The sequence below is a fragment of the Leclercia sp. LSNIH8 genome (genome assembly GCF_002920195.1).
Lineage (GTDB): Bacteria > Pseudomonadota > Gammaproteobacteria > Enterobacterales > Enterobacteriaceae > Enterobacter.
The window spans coordinates 444,506-463,603 of record NZ_PQJY01000005.1; the positions used below are offsets into that span (position 1 = coordinate 444,506).

General features: G+C 58.0%; 17 protein-coding genes. 8 read left to right on the forward strand and 9 right to left on the reverse strand.

Features of this window, described 5'->3' with window-relative positions:
* The first annotated feature begins 56 nt into the window (after positions 1-56).
* From C3406_RS16780 to C3406_RS16795, 4 genes are all read left to right on the forward strand, one after another.
* Positions 57-983 (forward strand): ABC transporter ATP-binding protein, encoded by a 927-nt coding sequence (locus C3406_RS16780; protein ID WP_103178306.1) that lies wholly within the window; start codon positions 57-59, stop codon positions 981-983.
* Positions 980-1,750, forward strand: a complete 771-nt coding sequence (locus C3406_RS16785; protein WP_103823275.1) for an ABC transporter permease — start codon at positions 980-982, stop codon at positions 1,748-1,750. Before C3406_RS16780 ends, C3406_RS16785 begins: the two co-directional genes overlap by 4 nt.
* Positions 1,751-1,855: 105 nt before the next feature.
* Complete coding sequence (locus C3406_RS16790; RefSeq protein ID WP_103823276.1) at positions 1,856-2,296, forward strand: PTS sugar transporter subunit IIA; 441 nt, start codon at positions 1,856-1,858, stop codon at positions 2,294-2,296.
* Between the two features lie 62 nt (positions 2,297-2,358).
* The gene (locus C3406_RS16795) at positions 2,359-3,606 is read left to right on the forward strand and encodes a polysaccharide deacetylase family protein (RefSeq protein ID WP_103823277.1); all 1,248 of its coding nucleotides are present in this window, start codon (positions 2,359-2,361) and stop codon (positions 3,604-3,606) included.
* Positions 3,607-3,609: 3 nt separating this feature from the next.
* On the opposite strand, the gene panD is transcribed toward C3406_RS16795, so the two are convergent.
* From panD to thpR, 9 genes are all read right to left on the reverse strand, one after another.
* The gene (gene panD / locus C3406_RS16800) at positions 3,610-3,990 is read right to left on the reverse strand and encodes an aspartate 1-decarboxylase (protein ID WP_032616579.1); all 381 of its coding nucleotides are present in this window, start codon (positions 3,988-3,990) and stop codon (positions 3,610-3,612) included.
* Positions 3,991-4,075: 85 nt separating this feature from the next.
* Positions 4,076-4,930 carry a pantoate--beta-alanine ligase gene (gene panC, locus C3406_RS16805; protein ID WP_103823278.1) on the reverse strand — a complete coding sequence of 285 codons (855 nt, stop codon included), beginning with the start codon at positions 4,928-4,930 and terminating at the stop codon, positions 4,076-4,078.
* A gap of 11 nt (positions 4,931-4,941) precedes the next feature.
* Complete coding sequence (panB, locus tag C3406_RS16810; RefSeq protein WP_103823279.1) at positions 4,942-5,733, reverse strand: 3-methyl-2-oxobutanoate hydroxymethyltransferase; 792 nt, start codon at positions 5,731-5,733, stop codon at positions 4,942-4,944.
* A gap of 122 nt (positions 5,734-5,855) precedes the next feature.
* A complete protein-coding gene (folK, locus tag C3406_RS16815; RefSeq protein WP_103823280.1) occupies positions 5,856-6,335 on the reverse strand; it encodes a 2-amino-4-hydroxy-6-hydroxymethyldihydropteridine diphosphokinase in 480 nt (159 codons plus the stop codon).
* Entirely contained in the window at positions 6,332-7,729 is a 1,398-nt protein-coding gene (gene pcnB, locus C3406_RS16820) for a polynucleotide adenylyltransferase PcnB (RefSeq protein ID WP_231604294.1), read from the reverse strand. Before pcnB ends, folK begins: the two co-directional genes overlap by 4 nt.
* 53 nt (positions 7,730-7,782) lie before the next feature.
* Positions 7,783-8,670 (reverse strand): tRNA glutamyl-Q(34) synthetase GluQRS, encoded by an 888-nt coding sequence (gluQRS, locus tag C3406_RS16825; RefSeq protein ID WP_103823282.1) that lies wholly within the window; start codon positions 8,668-8,670, stop codon positions 7,783-7,785.
* Between the two features lie 72 nt (positions 8,671-8,742).
* Complete coding sequence (dksA, locus tag C3406_RS16830) at positions 8,743-9,198, reverse strand: RNA polymerase-binding protein DksA (RefSeq protein WP_012016093.1); 456 nt, start codon at positions 9,196-9,198, stop codon at positions 8,743-8,745.
* Between the two features lie 177 nt (positions 9,199-9,375).
* A complete protein-coding gene (gene sfsA, locus C3406_RS16835) occupies positions 9,376-10,080 on the reverse strand; it encodes a DNA/RNA nuclease SfsA (RefSeq protein ID WP_103823283.1) in 705 nt (234 codons plus the stop codon).
* A gap of 12 nt (positions 10,081-10,092) precedes the next feature.
* The gene (gene thpR / locus C3406_RS16840) at positions 10,093-10,623 is read right to left on the reverse strand and encodes an RNA 2',3'-cyclic phosphodiesterase (protein WP_103823284.1); all 531 of its coding nucleotides are present in this window, start codon (positions 10,621-10,623) and stop codon (positions 10,093-10,095) included.
* A 73-nt stretch (positions 10,624-10,696) separates the two neighbouring features.
* Here thpR and hrpB point away from each other — a divergent pair, with 73 nt between their 5' ends.
* From hrpB to fhuC, 4 genes are all read left to right on the forward strand, one after another.
* Positions 10,697-13,126, forward strand: a complete 2,430-nt coding sequence (hrpB, locus tag C3406_RS16845) for an ATP-dependent helicase HrpB (RefSeq protein WP_103823285.1) — start codon at positions 10,697-10,699, stop codon at positions 13,124-13,126.
* Positions 13,127-13,238: 112 nt separating this feature from the next.
* Positions 13,239-15,755, forward strand: coding sequence for a bifunctional glycosyl transferase/transpeptidase (mrcB, locus tag C3406_RS16850; RefSeq protein WP_103823286.1), 2,517 nt, complete (start codon positions 13,239-13,241; stop codon positions 15,753-15,755).
* Between the two features lie 236 nt (positions 15,756-15,991).
* Complete coding sequence (fhuA, locus tag C3406_RS16855; protein ID WP_103823287.1) at positions 15,992-18,241, forward strand: ferrichrome porin FhuA; 2,250 nt, start codon at positions 15,992-15,994, stop codon at positions 18,239-18,241.
* A gap of 54 nt (positions 18,242-18,295) precedes the next feature.
* Positions 18,296-19,093, forward strand: a complete 798-nt coding sequence (gene fhuC / locus C3406_RS16860; protein ID WP_103823288.1) for a Fe3+-hydroxamate ABC transporter ATP-binding protein FhuC — start codon at positions 18,296-18,298, stop codon at positions 19,091-19,093.
* Positions 19,094-19,098: the final 5 nt, after the last annotated feature.

Genomic DNA, 19,098 nt, shown 5'->3' on the forward strand with positions numbered 1-19,098 from the left:
CCCGACTTTTAATGAAACCACACAACGTGTGTCAGAACTATAGGTAAGTTTATTTCATGGCGATTGCACTTGAGCTTGAGCAACTTAAAAAAACCTATCCGGGCGGCGTCCAGGCGCTGCGCGGGATAGATCTCAAAGTAGAAGCCGGTGATTTTTATGCGCTTCTGGGGCCTAACGGGGCAGGTAAATCCACCACCATCGGTATCATCAGCTCGCTGGTTAACAAATCCTCCGGCCGGGTGAGCGTGTTTGGCTACGACCTGGAGAAAGATGTAGTCAATGCCAAACGCCAGCTGGGGCTGGTGCCGCAGGAGTTTAACTTCAATCCGTTTGAGACCGTACAGCAGATTGTGGTCAACCAGGCGGGTTACTACGGCGTGGAGCGCAAAGAGGCGGTCGCGCGCAGCGAAAAGTATCTTAAGCAGCTCGATCTGTGGGAGAAACGCAACGAACGTGCGCGGATGTTGTCTGGCGGCATGAAGCGTCGTCTGATGATTGCCCGCGCCCTGATGCACGAGCCAAAGCTGCTGATCCTCGATGAGCCCACCGCCGGGGTGGATATCGAGCTTCGCCGCTCAATGTGGAGCTTTTTGAAGGATTTAAACGACAAAGGCACCACCATTATCCTCACCACCCACTATCTGGAAGAGGCTGAGATGCTCTGTCGCAATATCGGCATCATTCAGCACGGCGAGCTGGTGGAAAACACCTCAATGAAAGATCTGCTCTCCAAGCTGAAATCAGAGACGTTCATTCTCGACCTGGCGGCAAAAAGTCCGCTGCCGAAGCTGGTAGGCTATCAGTACCGTCTGGTGGATACCTCCACGCTTGAAGTGGAAGTGCTGCGCGAGCAGGGGATCAACAGCGTCTTCAGCCAGCTGAGCGAGCAGGGGATTCAGGTATTAAGTATGCGTAACAAAGCAAACCGACTGGAAGAGCTGTTCGTCTCGCTGGTCCATGAGAAACAAGGAGATCGCGCATGATGCAGCTTTACTGGGTGGCGCTGAAAAGTATCTGGGCCAAAGAGATCAACCGTTTCATGCGTATCTGGATCCAGACCCTGGTTCCGCCGGTGATCACCATGACCCTCTACTTTATTATCTTCGGCAACCTGATTGGCTCGCGCATCGGCGAGATGCACGGCTTTACCTATATGCAGTTTATCGTGCCGGGTCTGATCATGATGGCGGTCATCACCAACGCCTACGCTAACGTGGCGTCGTCGTTCTTCAGCGCCAAGTTCCAGCGCAACATTGAAGAGCTGCTGGTGGCGCCGGTGCCTACCCACGTCATCATCGCCGGTTACGTCGGCGGCGGGGTAGCGCGCGGCCTGTGCGTCGGCATTCTGGTCACCGCCGTTTCGCTGTTCTTTGTGCCGTTCCAGGTGCACTCCTGGCTGTTTGTCGGCCTGACGCTGCTGCTGACGGCGATACTGTTCTCCCTGGCGGGGCTGCTGAACGCGGTTTTCGCCAAAACCTTTGACGATATCAGCCTGATCCCGACCTTCGTCCTGACGCCGCTCACCTACCTCGGTGGGGTCTTCTACTCCCTGACGCTGCTGCCGCCGTTCTGGCAGGGGCTGTCACACCTGAACCCCATCGTCTATATGATCAGCGGTTTCCGCTTTGGTTTCCTCGGCATTTCCGACGTGCCGCTGGTGACCACCGTTGCCGTGCTGGTGATCTTTATCGTTGCCTTCTATCTGCTGTGCTGGAACCTGATCCAGCGCGGACGCGGGCTGCGTAGCTAACCATCAGGCCCGGCGGCGTTCTGCTGCCGGGCCGCTTTATTGACCACCGTCACCCCCATACCTTATCTCTCCCGCTACACTACCCCTTTCTGATGAGAGGTGACGATGCTGGGTTGGGTAATAACGTGCCATGAAGAACACGCGCAGCTGATGGCGGATCGGCTTGCCGCTCGCTTTGGGCCGCTGGTGCAGTGCCAGGTGGTCAATTTCTGGCGCGGCTTAAGCTGCAATATGCTCAGCCGTATGTTGTGTGATGCCCAGCACCATGCCGACAGCGGTGATGGGGTGATCTTCCTGACCGACATCTCCGGCGCAGCGCCCTATCGTGCAGCAGCGCTGCTCAGCCATAAGCATGAGAATTGCGAAGTGATCTCCGGGATAAGCTATCCGCTGCTGGAGATGATGTACCCCCTGCGTGAAACGACCGACAGCGCCAGCTTTCGTAACGCCATCGTGGCCCACGGCGCGCCGGACGTCAGCAGCCTTTGGCACCAGCAGCAGAAAAACCCGCCCTTCGTTCTGCTGCATGGACCGGAGAAATATTAAGCATTGGTATTACGGTCGCTTTTGCTACAATGTCGTCCGATTTTCGTACTGAATAATTCACTATGTTCTCGCGTATTTTTCTTCTGCTTCTGCTGCTGGTTTCCGGCGGCGCTTCTGCCAGTCTGCTAAGCCAGCAAGGGGCTCCGGCCCGTTATATGCAAACCACCGAAGATGCCACCATCTGGGCGCAGGTAGGTAACCGCGTCGTGACCGTCGGCAATGTGCGCGCCGGGCAGATCATCGCCGTTTCTCCCACCCCGGCGGATTACTATGAATTCCGGTTTGGCTTTGGCACCGGTTTTATCGACAAAGGGCATCTGGGCGAAGTGCAGGGCAAACAGCGGGTGGAGGATAGCCTGGGCGATCTGAACAAGCCGCTCAGCAACCAGAATTTAATTACGTGGAAGGATACGCCGGTCTACAACGCCCCCAGCGCCGGCAGCGCCCCGTTCGGTACGCTGGCAGATAATCTGCGCTATCCGATCCTCAATAAACTCAAGGATCGCCTGAATCAGACGTGGTATCAGATCCGCATCGCTAACCGCCTGGCTTGGGTCAGCAGTCTGGATGCGCAGGAAGATAATGGCCTGCCGGTGCTCACTTATCACCATATCCTGCGCGATGAAGAGAACACCCGTTTCCGCCACACCTCAACCACCACCAGCGTACGCGCTTTCAGTAACCAGATGACCTGGCTGCGCGACCAGGGCTACACCACGCTGACGATGTATCAGCTCGAAGGTTATGTGCGTAACAAAATGAACCTGCCCGCCAGGGCAGTGGTGATCACCTTTGACGACGGCCTGAAATCGGTCAGCCGCTACGCCTGGCCAATCCTCAGGCAGTACGGCTTTCACGCCACGGCGTTTATCATCTCCTCACGGATCAAAGCGCATCCGCTGAAGTGGGATCCAAAGACGCTGCAGTTTATGAGCATCTCCGAGCTGCAGGAGATCCAGGATGTTTTCGACGTGCAGTCGCATACCCATTTCCTGCACCGGGTGGACAATAACCGCCATCCGATCCTGCTCAGCCGCAGTTATCATAATATCCTGATGGATTTCAAACACTCCCGCCGCGCGCTGGCGCAGTTTAACCCGCACGTACTGTATCTCTCCTACCCGTTTGGCGGTTACAACGATAACGCGGTGAAAGCGGCGAATGATGCAGGATTTCACCTGGCGGTGACAACGGTGAAAGGGAAGGTAAAACCGGGGGATAATCCATTCCTGCTGAAGCGTTTATACGTTCTCAGAACGGACTCTTTAGAGACCATGTCGCGGCTGATCAGTAATCAGCCGCAAGGATAACGATCAGGCGACCTGTACCGGGATCGCTTTCGCGGTGCGTTTCATGTCGTTGTCGCCCTCGAAGTAGGCCACTTTCGGCTGCCAGCGGCGGGCTTCCTCGTCGGACATCATAACGAAGCTGGCGATGATGACGATATCACCCACGTTGGCACAGTGCGCGGCCGCACCGTTCACGGAGATGATTTTAGAACCCCGTTCAGCCGCGATAGCATAGGTTGAGAAACGATTGCCGTTACTCACGTTCCAGATATCAATGGCTTCGTTTTCAAGAATACCCGCCGCGTCGAGAAAATCCTGATCGATCGCGCAGGAGCCTTCATAGTGCAGATCGGCCTGAGTGACCTTCACACGGTGAAGCTTACCTTGCAACATTTTGCGAATCATGATGTTACCTTTACTCTTCTTCGTAACCCACTTGCCCGCAAGTGGGAAGGGAAACTAATCCATTAGCTATCTATCAGCTCAGTCATTACTGAGCCAGTTCAACGACACTGTTGTCGATCAGGCGCGCCTGACCGAGCCACGCAGCAACCAGGATCACCGCGCGTTTGCTGGTGGCAGAGAGTTCCAGCAGCGTATCGGCATCGCGGATCTGAATATCATCAGCCCGGAAACCTTTGTCATTCAGCTCCTGTTCAGCAATGGCGATAATCTCTTCGCTGCTCAGGGCTTTCTGCTGCAGCTTTTCAACCATCGCGCTCATCACCTTATACAGGCCCGGCGCGATTTTGCGCTGGTCAGCGGTGAGGTAGCCGTTGCGGGAGCTCAGCGCCAGGCCATCTTTGGCACGCACAATCGGCACGCCAACGATGTCGATGTCGTAGCCCATGTCGGCCACCATCTTGCGGATCAGGGCCAGCTGCTGGAAATCTTTCTCGCCGAAGCAGGCGATATCTGGCTGCACAAGGTTAAAGAGCTTGCTGACGATGGTGGAGACGCCGCGGAAATGACCCGGACGGCTGGCGCCCTCCAGCATGGTGGAGATGCCCGGTACGTCCACATAGGTCGTCTCTTCCGTGCCCTTCGGATAGACATCATTCGGTGCCGGGGCGAAGACGAAATCGACCTGATGCTTTTTCAGCTTCTCGCAATCTTCCTGCAGCGTGCGCGGGTAGCGGGCCAGGTCGTCGGCGCGGTCAAACTGCATCGGGTTAACGAAAATGCTCACCACCACCACATCGGCGCGGGCTTTGGCTTCGTCCACCAGCTTCATGTGACCGTCATGCAGGTTGCCCATGGTGGGAACCAGCGCGATACGTTTACCTTCCTGGCGCAGGCGACGAATATGCTGGCGCAGCAGCGGCAGAGTTTCAATGATTAGCACAACAAGACTCCTTACTGGAAACTGTGTTCTTCACCCGGGTAAACACCCGATTCAACGTCGGCAATATACTGCCTGACTGCGCCGCGCATGTCGCCTGCGTCGATAAGGAAATTCTTCGCAAATTTCGGGATATGCCCGCCGGTAATGCCAAAGGCATCGTGCATTACCAGAATTTGTCCGTCGGTGACGTTACCGGCACCAATGCCAATCACCGGAATAGAGAGCGCCTCGGTAATGCGTTTCGCCAGTGCAACCGGTACGCACTCCAGCACCAGCAGCTGTGCGCCCGCTGCTTCAATTGCCAGCGCATCATCAAACAGCGTCTGGGCGGCGTCACCGCGCCCTTGCACCTTATAGCCGCCAAAGATATTGACCGACTGCGGGGTTAATCCCAGATGGCCGCAGACCGGTACCGCGCGCTCGGTGAGCATACGCACGGTCTCAACCAGCCAGGCACCGCCTTCTACTTTGACCATGTTGGCGCCGGCGCGCATCACCGTGGCGGCACTTTCAAACGCCTGCTCAGGCGTGGCGTAGGCCATAAACGGCAGATCGGCGAGCAGCAGACAGGCTGGCGCACCGCGGCGAACTGCCCGGGTATGATAAGCAATATCCTCGACCGTTACCGGCAGAGTGGAGTCATGTCCCTGGACCGTCATCCCTAACGAGTCGCCGACCAGCATGACGTTAATGCCCTCTTCGGCAAAGAGTTTGGCGAAGCTGTAGTCATAGGCGGTAATGGTGGCGAAGCGCTGCTTGTCCTGTTTGCATTTCTGCAGGGTGGCGATGGTGGTTGGTTTCATACTGTTTCCTGATAGCCCAAAGCGAATCTTTGCGCATTCTAACAGTAACATTCGGGGGAACAATGATTTTAGGCAACCGATTAACCACAAATATTTCGTGGTTAATCAACTAAAATTTGCTGTTACCAGTTGGCCGGTTTTTCGGCGTTAAGCTGCGTCAGCAGGGCGCTGAGACTTTCGCCGTCAGGGAAGATCAGATCGGGGGCGATTTCGAACAGTGGCCAGAGCATAAAGCCGCGGCGTTTCATGTCGTAATGCGGCACGGTCAGGCGTTCGGTGTTAATCACCGCATCACCAAACAGCATGATATCTAAATCGAGGGTGCGCGGTCCCCAGCGCTCTTCTTTACGCACGCGCCCCTGCTGCAACTCAATACGCTGGGTGTTGTCCAGCAGCGCCTCAGCGCTAAGGGCGGTTTCCAGCGCAATGGCGGCGTTGAGGTAGTCGGGCTGATCCTGCGGGCCCAGAGGAGGCGTACGATAGAAAGAGGAGAGGGCGACAACGCGGGTCTGCGGAATGTCGCCCAGCGCCTGGACGGCAGCATTGACCTGCTCCAGCGGAGAGGCCAGATTACTGCCGATGGCGATATAGGCCAGCGTCATGCGGCCCCTTCGCGGCGTGGAGCACGCTTACGTGGACGACGATGGCGGCGACGCGGCGCCGGCTCTTCATCGAGACCGGTTAGCATGTCCTTCTGTGCCGGTGGCGCAGAAACCTGGAACTCACCCCACCACTGCACCAGCGCCTGCAGCTCACGGTTGTTCTCCGCTTCGGCACGCAGGGCCATCAGATCGTAAGCCGCACGGAATTTTGGATGCTCCATTAACTTCCATGCGCGTTTACCCTGACGACGGGACATCCGCAGCTGAAGCTGCCAGATATCACGCACCAGCGTGGTGATGCGTTTCGGGATCGCCAGCGAACGGCAGGCTTCATCCAGCACATCGTTAGCAGCCAGGGCGAAGGCATCGTAGTAGGCCAGACCGCTCTCCTGAGCAATCTTCTGCGCCGTTTCCAGCAGCGGATACCAGAACATCGCCGCAAAGAGGAATGCCGGGTTAACGCGCATATCGTTCTGAATGCGGTTATCGGTATTCTTCAGCACCTGGTCGATGATACGTTCCATCGCGCTGTCACCTTTTTCGGTGAAGTTGCGCGTAATGGTCGGGAACAGGGGCTGGAACAGGCTGTATTCGCGCAGCAGCTGATAAGTGGCAAAACCGTGACCAGCCTGCAGCAGCTTCAGCGCCTCTTCAAACAGACGCGCCGGGGGCACATCGTTGATCAGCGTCGCCAGGCGCGGGATCGGCTCGGCGGTTTCCGGGCTGATGCGCATACCCAGCTTGGCGGCAAAACGCACGGCACGCAGCATCCGCACCGGATCTTCACGGTAGCGGGTTTCCGGGTTGCCGATCAGGCGAATCAGACCGGCTTTCAGGTCCGGCACCCCACCAACGAAATCGCGGACGGTAAAGTCAGCCACGCTGTAATAAAGGCTGTTAATCGTGAAATCGCGACGCTGGGCATCTTCTTCGATAGAACCGAAGATATTGTCACGCAGCAGCATACCGTTCTGGCCGCGCTGGGAGGTGGTGCGATCGGTTGGCGTGCCTTCGTGATGACCACGGAAGGTGGCCACTTCGATGATCTCCGGCCCAAACATCACGTGAGCAAGACGGAAGCGGCGGCCAACCAGACGGCAGTTGCGGAATAATTTACGCACCTGCTCAGGCGTGGCGCTGGTGGTCACGTCAAAATCTTTCGGCTTTTTGCCCAGCAACAGGTCACGCACCCCGCCACCAACGAGATACGCCTCATAGCCAGCTTTATTCAGGCGATAAAGCACCTTAAGGGCGTTTTCACTGATATCTTTGCGGGAAATAGCATGCTGTTCGCGCGGAATAACCGACATCGTATTTTGAACAATGACGTCATCCGCCATGCTCTCATCGCGGCTCAGCACCTTACGGCAAAAATTAGCGACTCGGGTAAAAATAGTACACCTCGGTAGTGTGTGTTTCAGAATTCAGGACAAAAAATAGCGGCTAATCATAGCTCAGCGAGACGCATTTGAGAATGCTGGATTTTCGGCACGCGAATGAGCGACCAGTTGGCCACCGCTTTTTCCAGCAATTCTTCGGTGCGCAGATCCTGCCACTCATTTGTTACATCCTGGTTTAGAAATTGTAAAGCATTGATAAGAACAGGGCGAGGATCGCCGGTTGGTAATGCGGGGGCATGATTCTGTTTCGAGAGTTTCATCCCTTTTTCATTCACCACCAGCGGCAGGTGAATGTAGTCCGGAACCGGCCAGCCAAACAGCCGGTAGAGTGAAATCTGCCGGACGGTAGGTTCAATCAGGTCGGCCCCGCGCACAATTTCGCTTACGCCCTGGAAATGGTCATCCACCACCACCGCCAGGTTATAAGCAAACAGCCCGTCCCGCCGATGGATAATGAAATCCTCGCCCGCCAGGCGCGCATCGGCGTGGAGCTCACCCTGTAACCGGTCAGTAAAGCAGGTGACGGGATGCTGTTGCATCACGCGCACCGCCGCATTTTCCGGGCCGTGATGCAGGGTGCGGCAGTGGCCGTCATAGACGCCGCCGACGCTCTGAATGCGGGCGCGGGTGCAGGTGCAGTAATAGGAAAGGCCCTGGGCGTGCAGCCAGGCCAGGCGTTCCCGGTAGGCCTCGTGGCGTTGGGATTGCCAGAGAACGTCGCCGTCCCAGTGCAGGCCGTAATGTTCCAGTTGCCGCAGAATGGACTCTGCTGCACCGGGAACTTCACGCGGAGGGTCGATATCTTCAATCCGCACGCGCCAGATACCCTGTCGGGCACGGGCTTGCAGATAGCTGCCAAGGGCGGCAATAAGCGAGCCGAAATGCAGTTCGCCAGAGGGGGATGGCGCGAAGCGCCCAATATAGTCAGCAGGCATAATTACACGGCGCAGAAAGTAATCAGGCGGGAGAGAACTCCCGCCTGTGGTAGCGTCATAACAGGGCTGGCATTAACCGGCCATCTGTTTTTCGCGGATTTCTGCCAGCGTTTTACAGTCGATGCACAGGTCGGCTGTCGGACGGGCTTCCAGACGACGAATGCCGATTTCGACACCGCAGGACTCGCAGAAGCCGAAATCTTCGTCTTCGACTTTTTTCAGCGTTTTCTCAATCTTTTTGATCAGCTTACGCTCGCGGTCACGGTTACGCAGTTCGAGGCTGAACTCTTCTTCCTGGGCGGCACGGTCTACCGGATCCGGGAAGTTAGCCGCTTCGTCCTGCATATGTGTAACGGTGCGATCCACTTCATCCCGGAGTTGATTACGCCATGCTTCAAGGATTCGCTTGAAGTGTGATAGCTGGGCTTCATTCATATACTCTTCGCCCGGCTTCTCTTGATACGGCTCCACCCCAGCGATGGCGAGAATACTCAGGGACGATGTTTTACGGTTTTGCCCTTCTTGCATGTTGCTTCTCCTTAACACGCACTATCGATCCCCGTGTTGGGGGAAAAATCAGGCCGCTATAAATAGCAGATGCTTTTCCGTATGGCAATTATCTAAACGTAACACTTGACAAGCCTGTGAGGAAAAGCGTATTTGCGCACACGACCAGAATACTTATTAGCCAACGCTCAACCCCTTTCATAACGTGGCGGGGAGAGCGGATCTCAGAGTGATATTATCGGCAGAAAGTTCAGCTTTATACACCAAAACCTCTACCCCCTGCTTTTGTGCCTCATTCAACAGTTGCGCGTACTTAAGGTCAATATGGCGAGCAGGTGAAAATCGCCCAATTGCGCTGTGCAATAACGCAAATAACAGCACGGCGCGTTTGCCCGCCGCCGCTACACTCATGAGCTCCCGGAGGTGCTTCTGCCCTCGCAGCGTCACCGCATCCGGGAAATAACCGTTATCTTTCTCAGCTAACGTCACTGATTTCACTTCAATATAGCACTCAGGGCGATCATCTGCCTGCAACATAAAGTCGATTCTGCTGCTTTCGCTGCCATATTTTACTTCGCTTTTTAAGAGGTTATAGCCGCGCAGTTCCGGAATAAAATCCAGACTAATCGCCTCTTTGACCAGCTGGTTCGCTCGCAGCGTATTGACGCAAATATATTCTCCGTCCGCGGTCTGGGTTATTTCCCAGGTGTGAGGATATTTACGTTTGATATTACTGGAGGTGGAGTACCAGACGGTATCCCCCGGCGTGGCGCAGCCGGTCATCGCCCCGGTATTGGGGCAGTGCAGGGTCAGGGTTTCACCGTTGGGCGTTACCACGTCGGCAAGAAAACGTTTATAGCGTTGTATCAGCGTGGCGGGCTGTAGGGGAGGGGTAAACTGCATGCAAATTCCTTGTTATTCGGTAAGCGTCCAGCGCTGGAGCGGCGTGTAGCGCGTGCGCCCGCCTGCGAAACGGCTCTCGTAGAGGACAAAATCTTTCACCGCAAACGACCAGTGAAAACCCGGTGGCGGAATGGCGACGGCGTGGCTGGCATCGCGCAGCAGGGTGATATGCGGATGAAACGGCTGGGGGCTTTGATAGCAGCCGCTGCGCGCCGCCTGGGCCCGCAACATATTGGCTAGCTGCAATAACCCCCGCGGCGGCTGGCGGGTACCCAGCCAGACCACGCGGGAGCGCAGCCACTGTCCGGCATCGTCCAGCGTCAGGGTAAACTCCGGCTGGCGGATGCGTCCGGCCATTGCTGCCAGCGCCTGCTGCTTCTCGGGGCTGACATCCCCTAAAAACGCCAGCGTCAGGTGCAGGTTACTGCCCGCCACCGGACGGCCCGCTTCCGGCGCAAAATGGTCGGCGCGCCAGCGGACGATCTGCCGCTGGAGCGGGGCAGGCATTTCAATGGCAAAAAACAACCTTTTTGACTCGGACATACGGCGCACTCGGTAATGAATTGTGGCGATGCTACAATGTACGCCGTCTAAAGTTAACCCTCTGGAGCCATTCGTGTCCTTGTTGCCGGTCGCCGCTGTCCTTCCCGATCTCCTTCTCGCCTTACAACACGCCCCCCAGGTGCTGCTGAACGCGCCAACCGGTGCGGGTAAATCGACCTGGCTGCCGCTGCAGATCCTGGCGCAGGGGGCGATCAACGGCAAAATTATCCTGCTCGAACCGCGCAGGCTCGCGGCCCGCAATGTGGCGCAGCGCCTGGCGGAGCTGCTGGGGGAAAAGCCCGGCGAGACGGTCGGCTACCGGATGCGCGCCGAAACCTGCGTGGGGGCCAACACCCGGCTGGAGGTGGTCACCGAGGGGATCCTCACCCGGATGCTGCAGCAGGATCCTGAGCTTAACGGCGTAGGGCTGGTGATCCTCGATGAGTTCCACGAGCGCAGTTTGCAGGCGGATCTGGCGCTGGCGCTGCTGCTGGATGTCCAGCAGGGGCTGCGGGACGATCTCAAACTGCTGATCATGTCTGCGACGCTGGATAACGAGCGGCTCCAGCGCCTGCTGCCGGAGGCACCCACCATTGTGTCTGAGGGCCGGACGTTTCCGGTGGAGCGGCGCTATCAGTCGCTCTCCGCCCAGCTGCGCTTCGACGAGGCGGTGGCGGTGGCGACCGCCGAACTGTTGCGCCAGGAGCCGGGCTCGCTGCTGCTGTTCTTACCCGGCGTGATTGAGATCCAGCGTGTGCAGGAGCAGCTGTCACGTCGCGTAAGTGATGACGTGGTGCTCTGCCCGCTGTATGGCGCGCTGCCGCTGGCCGAGCAGCGTAAAGCGATCCTGCCAGCCCTGCCAGGGCAGCGCAAAGTGGTGCTGGCGACCAATATTGCCGAAACCAGCCTGACCATCGAGGGCATCCGGCTGGTGGTGGACTCCGCCCAGGAGCGGGTGGCGAATTTCGACCCGCGCACCGGCCTGACCCGCCTGCTGACCCAGCGCGTGAGCCAGGCCTCCATGACCCAGCGCGCCGGGCGTGCCGGGCGACTGGAGCCGGGTATCTGCCTGCATCTTATGTCGTTTGAACAGGCAGAACGCGCCGCGGCGCAGGGCACACCCGAAATTATGCAAAGCGATCTCAGCGGCCTGCTGATGGAGCTGTTGCAGTGGGGCTGCCGGGAGCCCTCGCAATTAAACTGGCTGGATCTGCCGCCTGCGACTAACCTTGCGGCGGCCCGGCGCTTATTAACGCAGCTTGGGGCGCTGGCGGGAGAGCAGCTCACCGCCTTTGGTCAGAAGATGGCGACGCTTGGCAACGATCCGCGGCTGGCGGCCATGCTGGCCAGCGCGACGGATGACGACGATATTGCGACGGCGGCAAAGCTGGCCGCTATCCTTGAACAGCCGCCGCGTGGCGCCAGTAGCGATCTGACTCAGGCCTTCTCCCGCAATCAGCCGGAGTGGCAGCAGCGCGCCCGACAGCTGAGTGCACGCCTGAACAGCCGGGGCGGGGCACCGGACAGCGACCGGGTGCCCGTGCTGCTGGCGAAGGCCTTTCCTGACCGGATTGCCCGCCGCCGTGGGCTTGATGGACGCTATCAACTGGCGAACGGCATGGGCGCGATGCTACAGAGCGACGACGCCATGACCCGTCACGAGTGGCTGATTGCCCCGCTGCTGTTGCAGGGCAGCCAGTCGCCGGATGCCCGTATTCTGCAGGCCATAGCAGTGGATATTGATACTCTGATCGCCGCTTCTCCGGGCCTTGTGGCACAGTCTGACACCGTAGAGTGGGATGAAGCGCAAGGCACGCTGAAGGCGCTGCGGCGTTCGCAGATTGGCCGCCTGACGGTGAGCGTTAAGCCGCTGGCAAAGCCCTCGGAAGAGGAGCTGCATCAGGCGATGCTTAACGGCATCCGCGATAAGGGGCTCAGCGTACTGAACTGGACCCCGGAGGCGGAGCAGTACCGGCTCCGCCTGCACTGCGCAGCCCAGTGGCTGCCGGAGTACGCGTGGCCCGCGGTAGATGAAGCCTCGCTGCTGGCAAATCTGGAAAACTGGTTACTGCCGCAAATGAGTGGCGTACACTCCCTGCGCGCGTTAAAAGCGCTGGATGTTAAGGCGGCGTTACAGAACTTAACCGACTGGTCGTTACGCCAACGTCTGGATACCGAGCTTCCGGGGCATTACACTGTGCCCACCGGCAGCCGGATAGCCATTCGTTATCATGAAGATAATCCTCCGGCGCTGGCAGTACGCATGCAGGATATGTTTGGCGAGGCGACCACGCCTGCCATTGCGCAGGGGCGGGTGCCGCTGGTGCTGGAGCTGTTGTCACCGGCCCAGCGTCCGCTACAGATCACCCGGGATTTGGGTGCATTCTGGGCTGGCAGCTACCGCGAGGTGCAAAAAGAGATGAAAGGGCGTTATCCCAAACATGTCTGGCCGGACGACCCGGCAAATACCGCGCCGACCCGTCGCACGAAGAAGTATTCGTAGCGCCACCCGGCAATACCCTCTGAGAGGGTAAATTTGAGAGATTTCTTCTTCCTCCATCAGGGGGAAGACCAGAGAATCGGGCCTTTGCGCCTGATAGTTGCGGAGAGAAAGCATGGCGGGGAATGACCGCGAGCCAATTGGACGTAAAGGAAGACCTGCCCGTCCGGCAAAAGAAAAGGCAGGCCGTCGACGCCTCAGAGATGAAGAGTACGACGATGTTGATAATGAGTATGACGATGACGCACCTGCGCCACGTAAAGGAAAAGGCAAAAAAGGTAAACCTCGTGGCAAGCGCGGCTGGTTCTGGCTGCTGCTGAAGCTGTTTATTGTTTTCCTCATCCTGCTGGCGATCTATGGCGTCTATCTGGATCAGAAGATCCGCAGCCGTATTGACGGCAAAGTCTGGCAGCTGCCGGCGGCGGTCTATGGCCGGATGGTTAACCTTGAGCCGGATATGTCCATCAGCAAGAATGAGATGGTCAAGCTGCTGGAGGCGACCCAGTACCGCCAGGTGACGAAGATGACCCGTCCCGGCGAGTTTACGGTGCAGGCGAAGAGCATTGAGATGATCCGCCGTCCGTTTGACTTCCCGGACAGCAAAGAAGGGCAGGTGCGTGCGCGTCTGACCTTCGATGGCGATCATCTGGAAACCATTGAGAACATGGAGAACAACCGTCAGTTCGGTTTCTTCCGTCTCGATCCGCGGCTGATCACCATGCTCTCCTCGCCAAACGGCGAGCAGCGCCTCTTTGTTGCGCGTAATGGCTTCCCGGATCTGCTGGTGGACACCCTGCTGGCGACCGAGGACCGTCACTTCTATGAGCACGATGGCGTCAGCCTCTACTCCATTGGTCGTGCGGTGCTGGCGAACCTCACCGCAGGACGCACGGTGCAGGGGGCAAGTACCCTGACCCAGCAGCTGGTGAAGAATCTGTTCCTCTCCAGCGAACGCTCCTACTGGCGTAAGGCCAACGAAGCCTACATGGCCGTGCTGATGGATGCGCGCTACAGCAAAGACCGCATTCTTGAGCTCTATATGAACGAGGTCTACCTCGGTCAGAGCGGCGACAATGAAATCCGCGGCTTCCCGCTGGCGAGTCTTTATTACTTTGGCCGTCCGGTGGAAGAGCTGAGCCTCGACCAGCAGGCGTTGCTGGTGGGCATGGTTAAGGGTGCCTCCATCTACAACCCGTGGCGTAACCCGAAACTGGCTCTGGAGCGGCGTAATCTGGTGCTGCGTCTGCTGCAACAGCAGCAGGTGATCGACCAGGAGCTGTATGACATGCTCAGCGCGCGTCCGTTAGGCGTACAGCCGCGCGGCGGCGTCATTTCCCCGCAGCCTGCATTTATGCAGATGGTGCGTCAGGAGCTGCAGGCCAAACTGGGCGATAAGGTTAAAGATCTCTCCGGCGTGAAGATCTTCACCACCTTTGACTCCGTGGCGCAGGATGCCGCAGAGAAAGCGGCGGTAGAAGGCATTCCGGCGCTGAAAAAACAGCGTAAGCTGAGCGATCTGGAGACCGCGATGGTGGTGGTCGATCGCACCACCGGCGAAGTGCGGGCGATGGTCGGCGGGGCAGAGCCGCAGTTTGCGGGCTATAACCGCGCCATGCAGGCACGCCGTTCGATCGGCTCTCTGGCTAAACCGGCGACCTATCTCACCGCTTTGAGCCAGCCGAACCAGTATCGTCTCAACACCTGGATCGCCGATGCCCCGATTGCCCTGCGTCAGCCAAATGGCCAGGTCTGGTCGCCGCAGAACGACGATAAGCAGTACAGCGGCCAGGTGATGCTGGTGGATGCCCTGACGCGTTCCATGAACGTGCCGACGGTTAACCTCGGGATGGCGCTTGGCCTGCCAGCAGTCACCGATACCTGGTTGAAGCTGGGCGTGCCGAAAGATCAGCTGCATCCGGTTCCGGCCATGCTGCTGGGGGCCCTGAACCTGACGCCAATTGAAGTGGCGCAGGCGTTCCAGACCATCGCCAGCGGCGGGAACCGTGCTCCGCTCTCTGCGCTACGTTCAGTGATTGCCGAAGACGGCACTCCGCTGTACCAGAGCTTCCCGCAGGCGGAGCGTGCCGTACCGGCGCAGGCTGCCTATATGACCCTCTGGACCATGCAGCAGGTTGTGCAGCGCGGTACCGGGCGTCAGCTGGGAGCGAAGTACCCTGGCCTGCATCTGGCGGGTAAAACCGGGACCACCAATAACAACGTCGACACCTGGTTTGCGGGTATCGACGGACGTGAAGTGGTGATCACCTGGGTAGGGCGCGATAACAACCAGCCGACGAAGCTGTACGGCGCTAGCGGGGCGATGTCTATCTACCAGCGCTATCTGGCTAACCAGTCGCCGGTGCCGTTAACCCTGACGCCACCGGAAGATATCGTCGATATGGGCGTGGATGAGTCGGGCAACTTTGTGTGTGGCGGCGGGATGCGCCGTGTGCCGGTCTGGACCAGCAACCCGGACTCCCTGTGTCAGCAGGCTGCCCCGGAACCATCGGGCAATCCGTTTGACCAGTCTTCTCAGCCGCAGTCGCAGCCGCAACAACAGCAGCCGCAGCAGCCCGAGAAGAAGGAGAGCGACGGTGTCGCGGGCTGGATCAAGGATATGTTCGGCGGTTAACTCACCACTATTCCCTCTCCTGCGGGAGAGGGAATTTTCACCTCAATTAAACATCCCTCCAACACTCAAATCTCCATTTATTAACCCTCTATTTTCCATTGTTTAATTCTTATACCCTTATTTCCTGTAGGGGCGCATATCACTTGCTATGCCGTGAATGTTTCGCATAATATGCTGCGGTCATAATAATAATTCTCGTTTACGTTATCATTCACGCTTTCATCAGAGATATACCAATGGCGCTTTCAAAAACTGCTCAGCCAATGCAATCTTCACTGCGTAAAATCGCAGTTGTTGTAGCCACAGCGGTTAGCGGCATGTCTGCTTACGCTCACGCTGCCGAAACCCCTAAAAAAGAAGAAACCATCACCGTCACCGCAGCGCCTGCTCCGCAGGAGAGCGCCTGGGGACCGGCGGCGACCATTGCGGCACGCCAGTCCGCTACCGGCACCAAGACGGATACCTCCATTGAGAAGGTGCCGCAGTCGATTTCCGTCGTGACCGCGGAAGAGATGGCGCTGCACCAGCCGCGCTCGGTGAAAGAAGCACTGAGCTACACGCCAGGGGTGGCAGTCGGTACGCGTGGCGCGTCAAATACATACGACTACCTGATTATTCGTGGCTTTGCTGCCGATGGCCAAAGCCAGAACAACTACCTCGACGGCATGAAGATGCAGGGCAACTTCTATAACGACGCGGTAATTGACCCTTATATGATCGAGCGCGCGGAAGTGATGCGCGGCCCGACCTCCGTTCTCTACGGCAAAAGCAGCCCGGGTGGTTTGCTGAACATGGTCAGTAAACGTCCACTGACCGAGCCGCTGAAAGAGGTTAAGTTTAAGGTCGGGACGGACAGCCTGTTCCAGACCGGGTTCGACTTCAGCGATGCGCTGGACGACGACGGGGTTTACTCTTATCGCCTGACCGGTCTGGCGCGTTCTAACAACGCCCAGCAGGAGCGCGCGGAAGAGCAGCGTTATACCATTGCGCCATCCTTCTCCTGGCGTCCGTCTGATAAAACTAACTTCACCTTCCTCTCCTATTTCCAGAACGAACCGGAGACCGGTTACTACGGTTGGTTGCCGAAAGAGGGCACGGTTGATCCGCTGCCAAACGGCGATCGCCTGCCGACCGACTTCAACGAAGGGGCGAAAAACAATACCTACTCCCGTAACCAGAAGATGGTCGGGTATAGCTTCGATCACGAATTCAACGACACCTTCACCGTGCGTCAGAACCTGCGTTTTGCCGAGAATAAAACCTCGCAGAACAGCGTCTATGGTTATGGCGTCTGCTCCGATGCGGCGAACAGTGGCAACGCCCTTTGTAACGCCTTATCCCCTGCGGACAAAGGCCATTACCTGGCGCGTAAATATGTGGTTGACGATGAGAAGCTGCAAAACTTCACTGTTGATACCCAGCTGCAGAGCAAATTCGCCACCGGCGACGTTGACCATATCCTGCTGACCGGTGTTGACTATATGCGCATGCGTAACGACATCAACGCCTGGTTCGGCTATGACGGTTCCGTCCCGCTGCTGGATCTCTACAACCCGGTGTACAGCGATTTCGATTTCGGCTCGAAAAACCCGGACAACTCCGGCCCGTATCAGCTCCTGAACAAACAGCAGCAGACCGGTCTCTACGTGCAGGATCAGGCGCAGTGGAATAAGGTGCTGGTCACCCTGGGTGGCCGTTACGACTGGGCAGAGCAGGATTCGTTTAACCGCGTCACAGGCACGACGGCATCACGTGATGACAATCAGTTCACCTGGCGTGGCGGCGTGAACTACCTGTTTGATAATGGCGTCACCCCGTACTTCAGCTACAGCGAATCCTTCGAGCCGTCTTCCCAGTCCGACGCACAAGGTAAGCCGTTTGCGCCTTCTAAAGGCAAGCAGTACGAAGTGGGCGTGAAGTACGTGCCGAGCGATCGTCCGATCGTTCTGACCGGTGCCCTGTATCAGCTGACCAAAACCAACAACCTGATGGCCGATCCTGCGGGTTCGTTCTTCTCAGTTGAAGGCGGCGAGATCCGCGCCCGCGGCGTGGAGATCGAAGCCAAAGCGGCGCTGTCTGCCAGCGTGAACGTGGTGGGGTCTTACACCTATACCGACGTGGAGTACACCACCGACACCAACTACAAAGGCAACACCCCGGCGCAGGTGCCTGAGCATATGGCTTCCCTGTGGGGGGATTACACCTTCTATGATGGCGCACTCTCTGGCCTGACCCTGGGCACCGGCGGTCGCTTCTCCAGCTCCAGCTATGGCGATCCGGCAAACTCCTTCAAGGTGGGAAGCTACGCGGTGATGGATGCGCTGGTGCGCTACGATCTGGCGCGCTTTGGCATGGCGGGCTCGAACGTGGCGCTGCACGTGAACAACCTGCTGGATCGTGAATACGTCGCCAGCTGCTTCAACACCTATGGCTGCTTCTGGGGAGCAGAACGCCAGGTTGTTGCGACTGCGACCTTCCGCTTCTAACCTTTAAATTTGGGCACGTTTTTCGTGCCCTTTTCTTTACTTAAGTTGGCTGACATGCAGGAAAACAACCCGCAATCCGATACCACTTTTGCGCTCGATGGCGTCTCCTTTCGCGTTCCCGGACGTACGCTGCTGCATCCCCTTTCGCTGACCTTCCCCGCAGGCCAGGTGACCGGCCTTATCGGCCATAACGGCTCCGGCAAATCCACCTTACTGAAAATGCTTGGCCGCCATCAGCCGCCGTCTGAGGGCGATATCCTGCTGGATGGACAGCCACTGGAGAGCTGGAACAGCAAAGCCTTTGCCCGCAAGGTGGCCTATCTGCCGCAGCAACTGCCGCAGGCGGAGGGTATGACCGTCCGCGAACTGGTGGCGATCGGGCGTTATCCGTGGCATGGCGCGCTGGGGCGTTTTGGCGTGGCCGACCGCGAGAAAGTGGAAGAGGCGATTGCGCTGGTGGGGTTAAAACCGTTGGCCCATCGTCTGGTGGATAGCCTCTCCGGCGGCGAGCGCCAGCGCGCCTGGATCGCCATGCTGGTGGCCCAGGATAGCCGTTGTTTACTGCTGGATGAGCCGACATCGGCCCTCGATATCGCCCATCAGGTGGATGTGCTGGCGCTGGTGCATCGCTTAAGCCAGCAGCGCGGGCTGACGGTGATTGCGGTGCTGCACGACATCAACATGGCGGCGCGTTACTGCGATTACCTGGTGGCGCTGCGCGGCGGGGAGATGATCGCCCAGGGCACGCCTGCCGAGCTGATGCGCAGCGAGACGCTGGAAAACATTTACGGCATTCCTATGGGTATTCTGCCGCATCCTGCGGGAGCGGCACCGGTGAGCTTTGTCTACTGATGCCT

Coding starts and splice junctions, on each gene's coding strand:
- panB (WP_103823279.1), bottom strand. CDS start 5,733: ATGAAACCAACCACCATCGCCACCCTGCAGAAATGCAAACAGGACAAG.
- gluQRS (WP_103823282.1), bottom strand. CDS start 8,670: ATGCCTGCTGACTATATTGGGCGCTTCGCGCCATCCCCCTCTGGCGAA.
- C3406_RS16795 (WP_103823277.1), top strand. CDS start 2,359: ATGTTCTCGCGTATTTTTCTTCTGCTTCTGCTGCTGGTTTCCGGCGGC.
- sfsA (WP_103823283.1), bottom strand. CDS start 10,080: ATGCAGTTTACCCCTCCCCTACAGCCCGCCACGCTGATACAACGCTAT.
- folK (WP_103823280.1), bottom strand. CDS start 6,335: ATGACGCTGGCCTATATCGCCATCGGCAGTAATCTGGCCTCTCCGCTG.
- dksA (WP_012016093.1), bottom strand. CDS start 9,198: ATGCAAGAAGGGCAAAACCGTAAAACATCGTCCCTGAGTATTCTCGCC.
- fhuA (WP_103823287.1), top strand. CDS start 15,992: ATGGCGCTTTCAAAAACTGCTCAGCCAATGCAATCTTCACTGCGTAAA.
- C3406_RS16785 (WP_103823275.1), top strand. CDS start 980: ATGATGCAGCTTTACTGGGTGGCGCTGAAAAGTATCTGGGCCAAAGAG.
- C3406_RS16790 (WP_103823276.1), top strand. CDS start 1,856: ATGCTGGGTTGGGTAATAACGTGCCATGAAGAACACGCGCAGCTGATG.
- mrcB (WP_103823286.1), top strand. CDS start 13,239: ATGGCGGGGAATGACCGCGAGCCAATTGGACGTAAAGGAAGACCTGCC.
- fhuC (WP_103823288.1), top strand. CDS start 18,296: ATGCAGGAAAACAACCCGCAATCCGATACCACTTTTGCGCTCGATGGC.
- C3406_RS16780 (WP_103178306.1), top strand. CDS start 57: ATGGCGATTGCACTTGAGCTTGAGCAACTTAAAAAAACCTATCCGGGC.
- panD (WP_032616579.1), bottom strand. CDS start 3,990: ATGATTCGCAAAATGTTGCAAGGTAAGCTTCACCGTGTGAAGGTCACT.
- thpR (WP_103823284.1), bottom strand. CDS start 10,623: ATGTCCGAGTCAAAAAGGTTGTTTTTTGCCATTGAAATGCCTGCCCCG.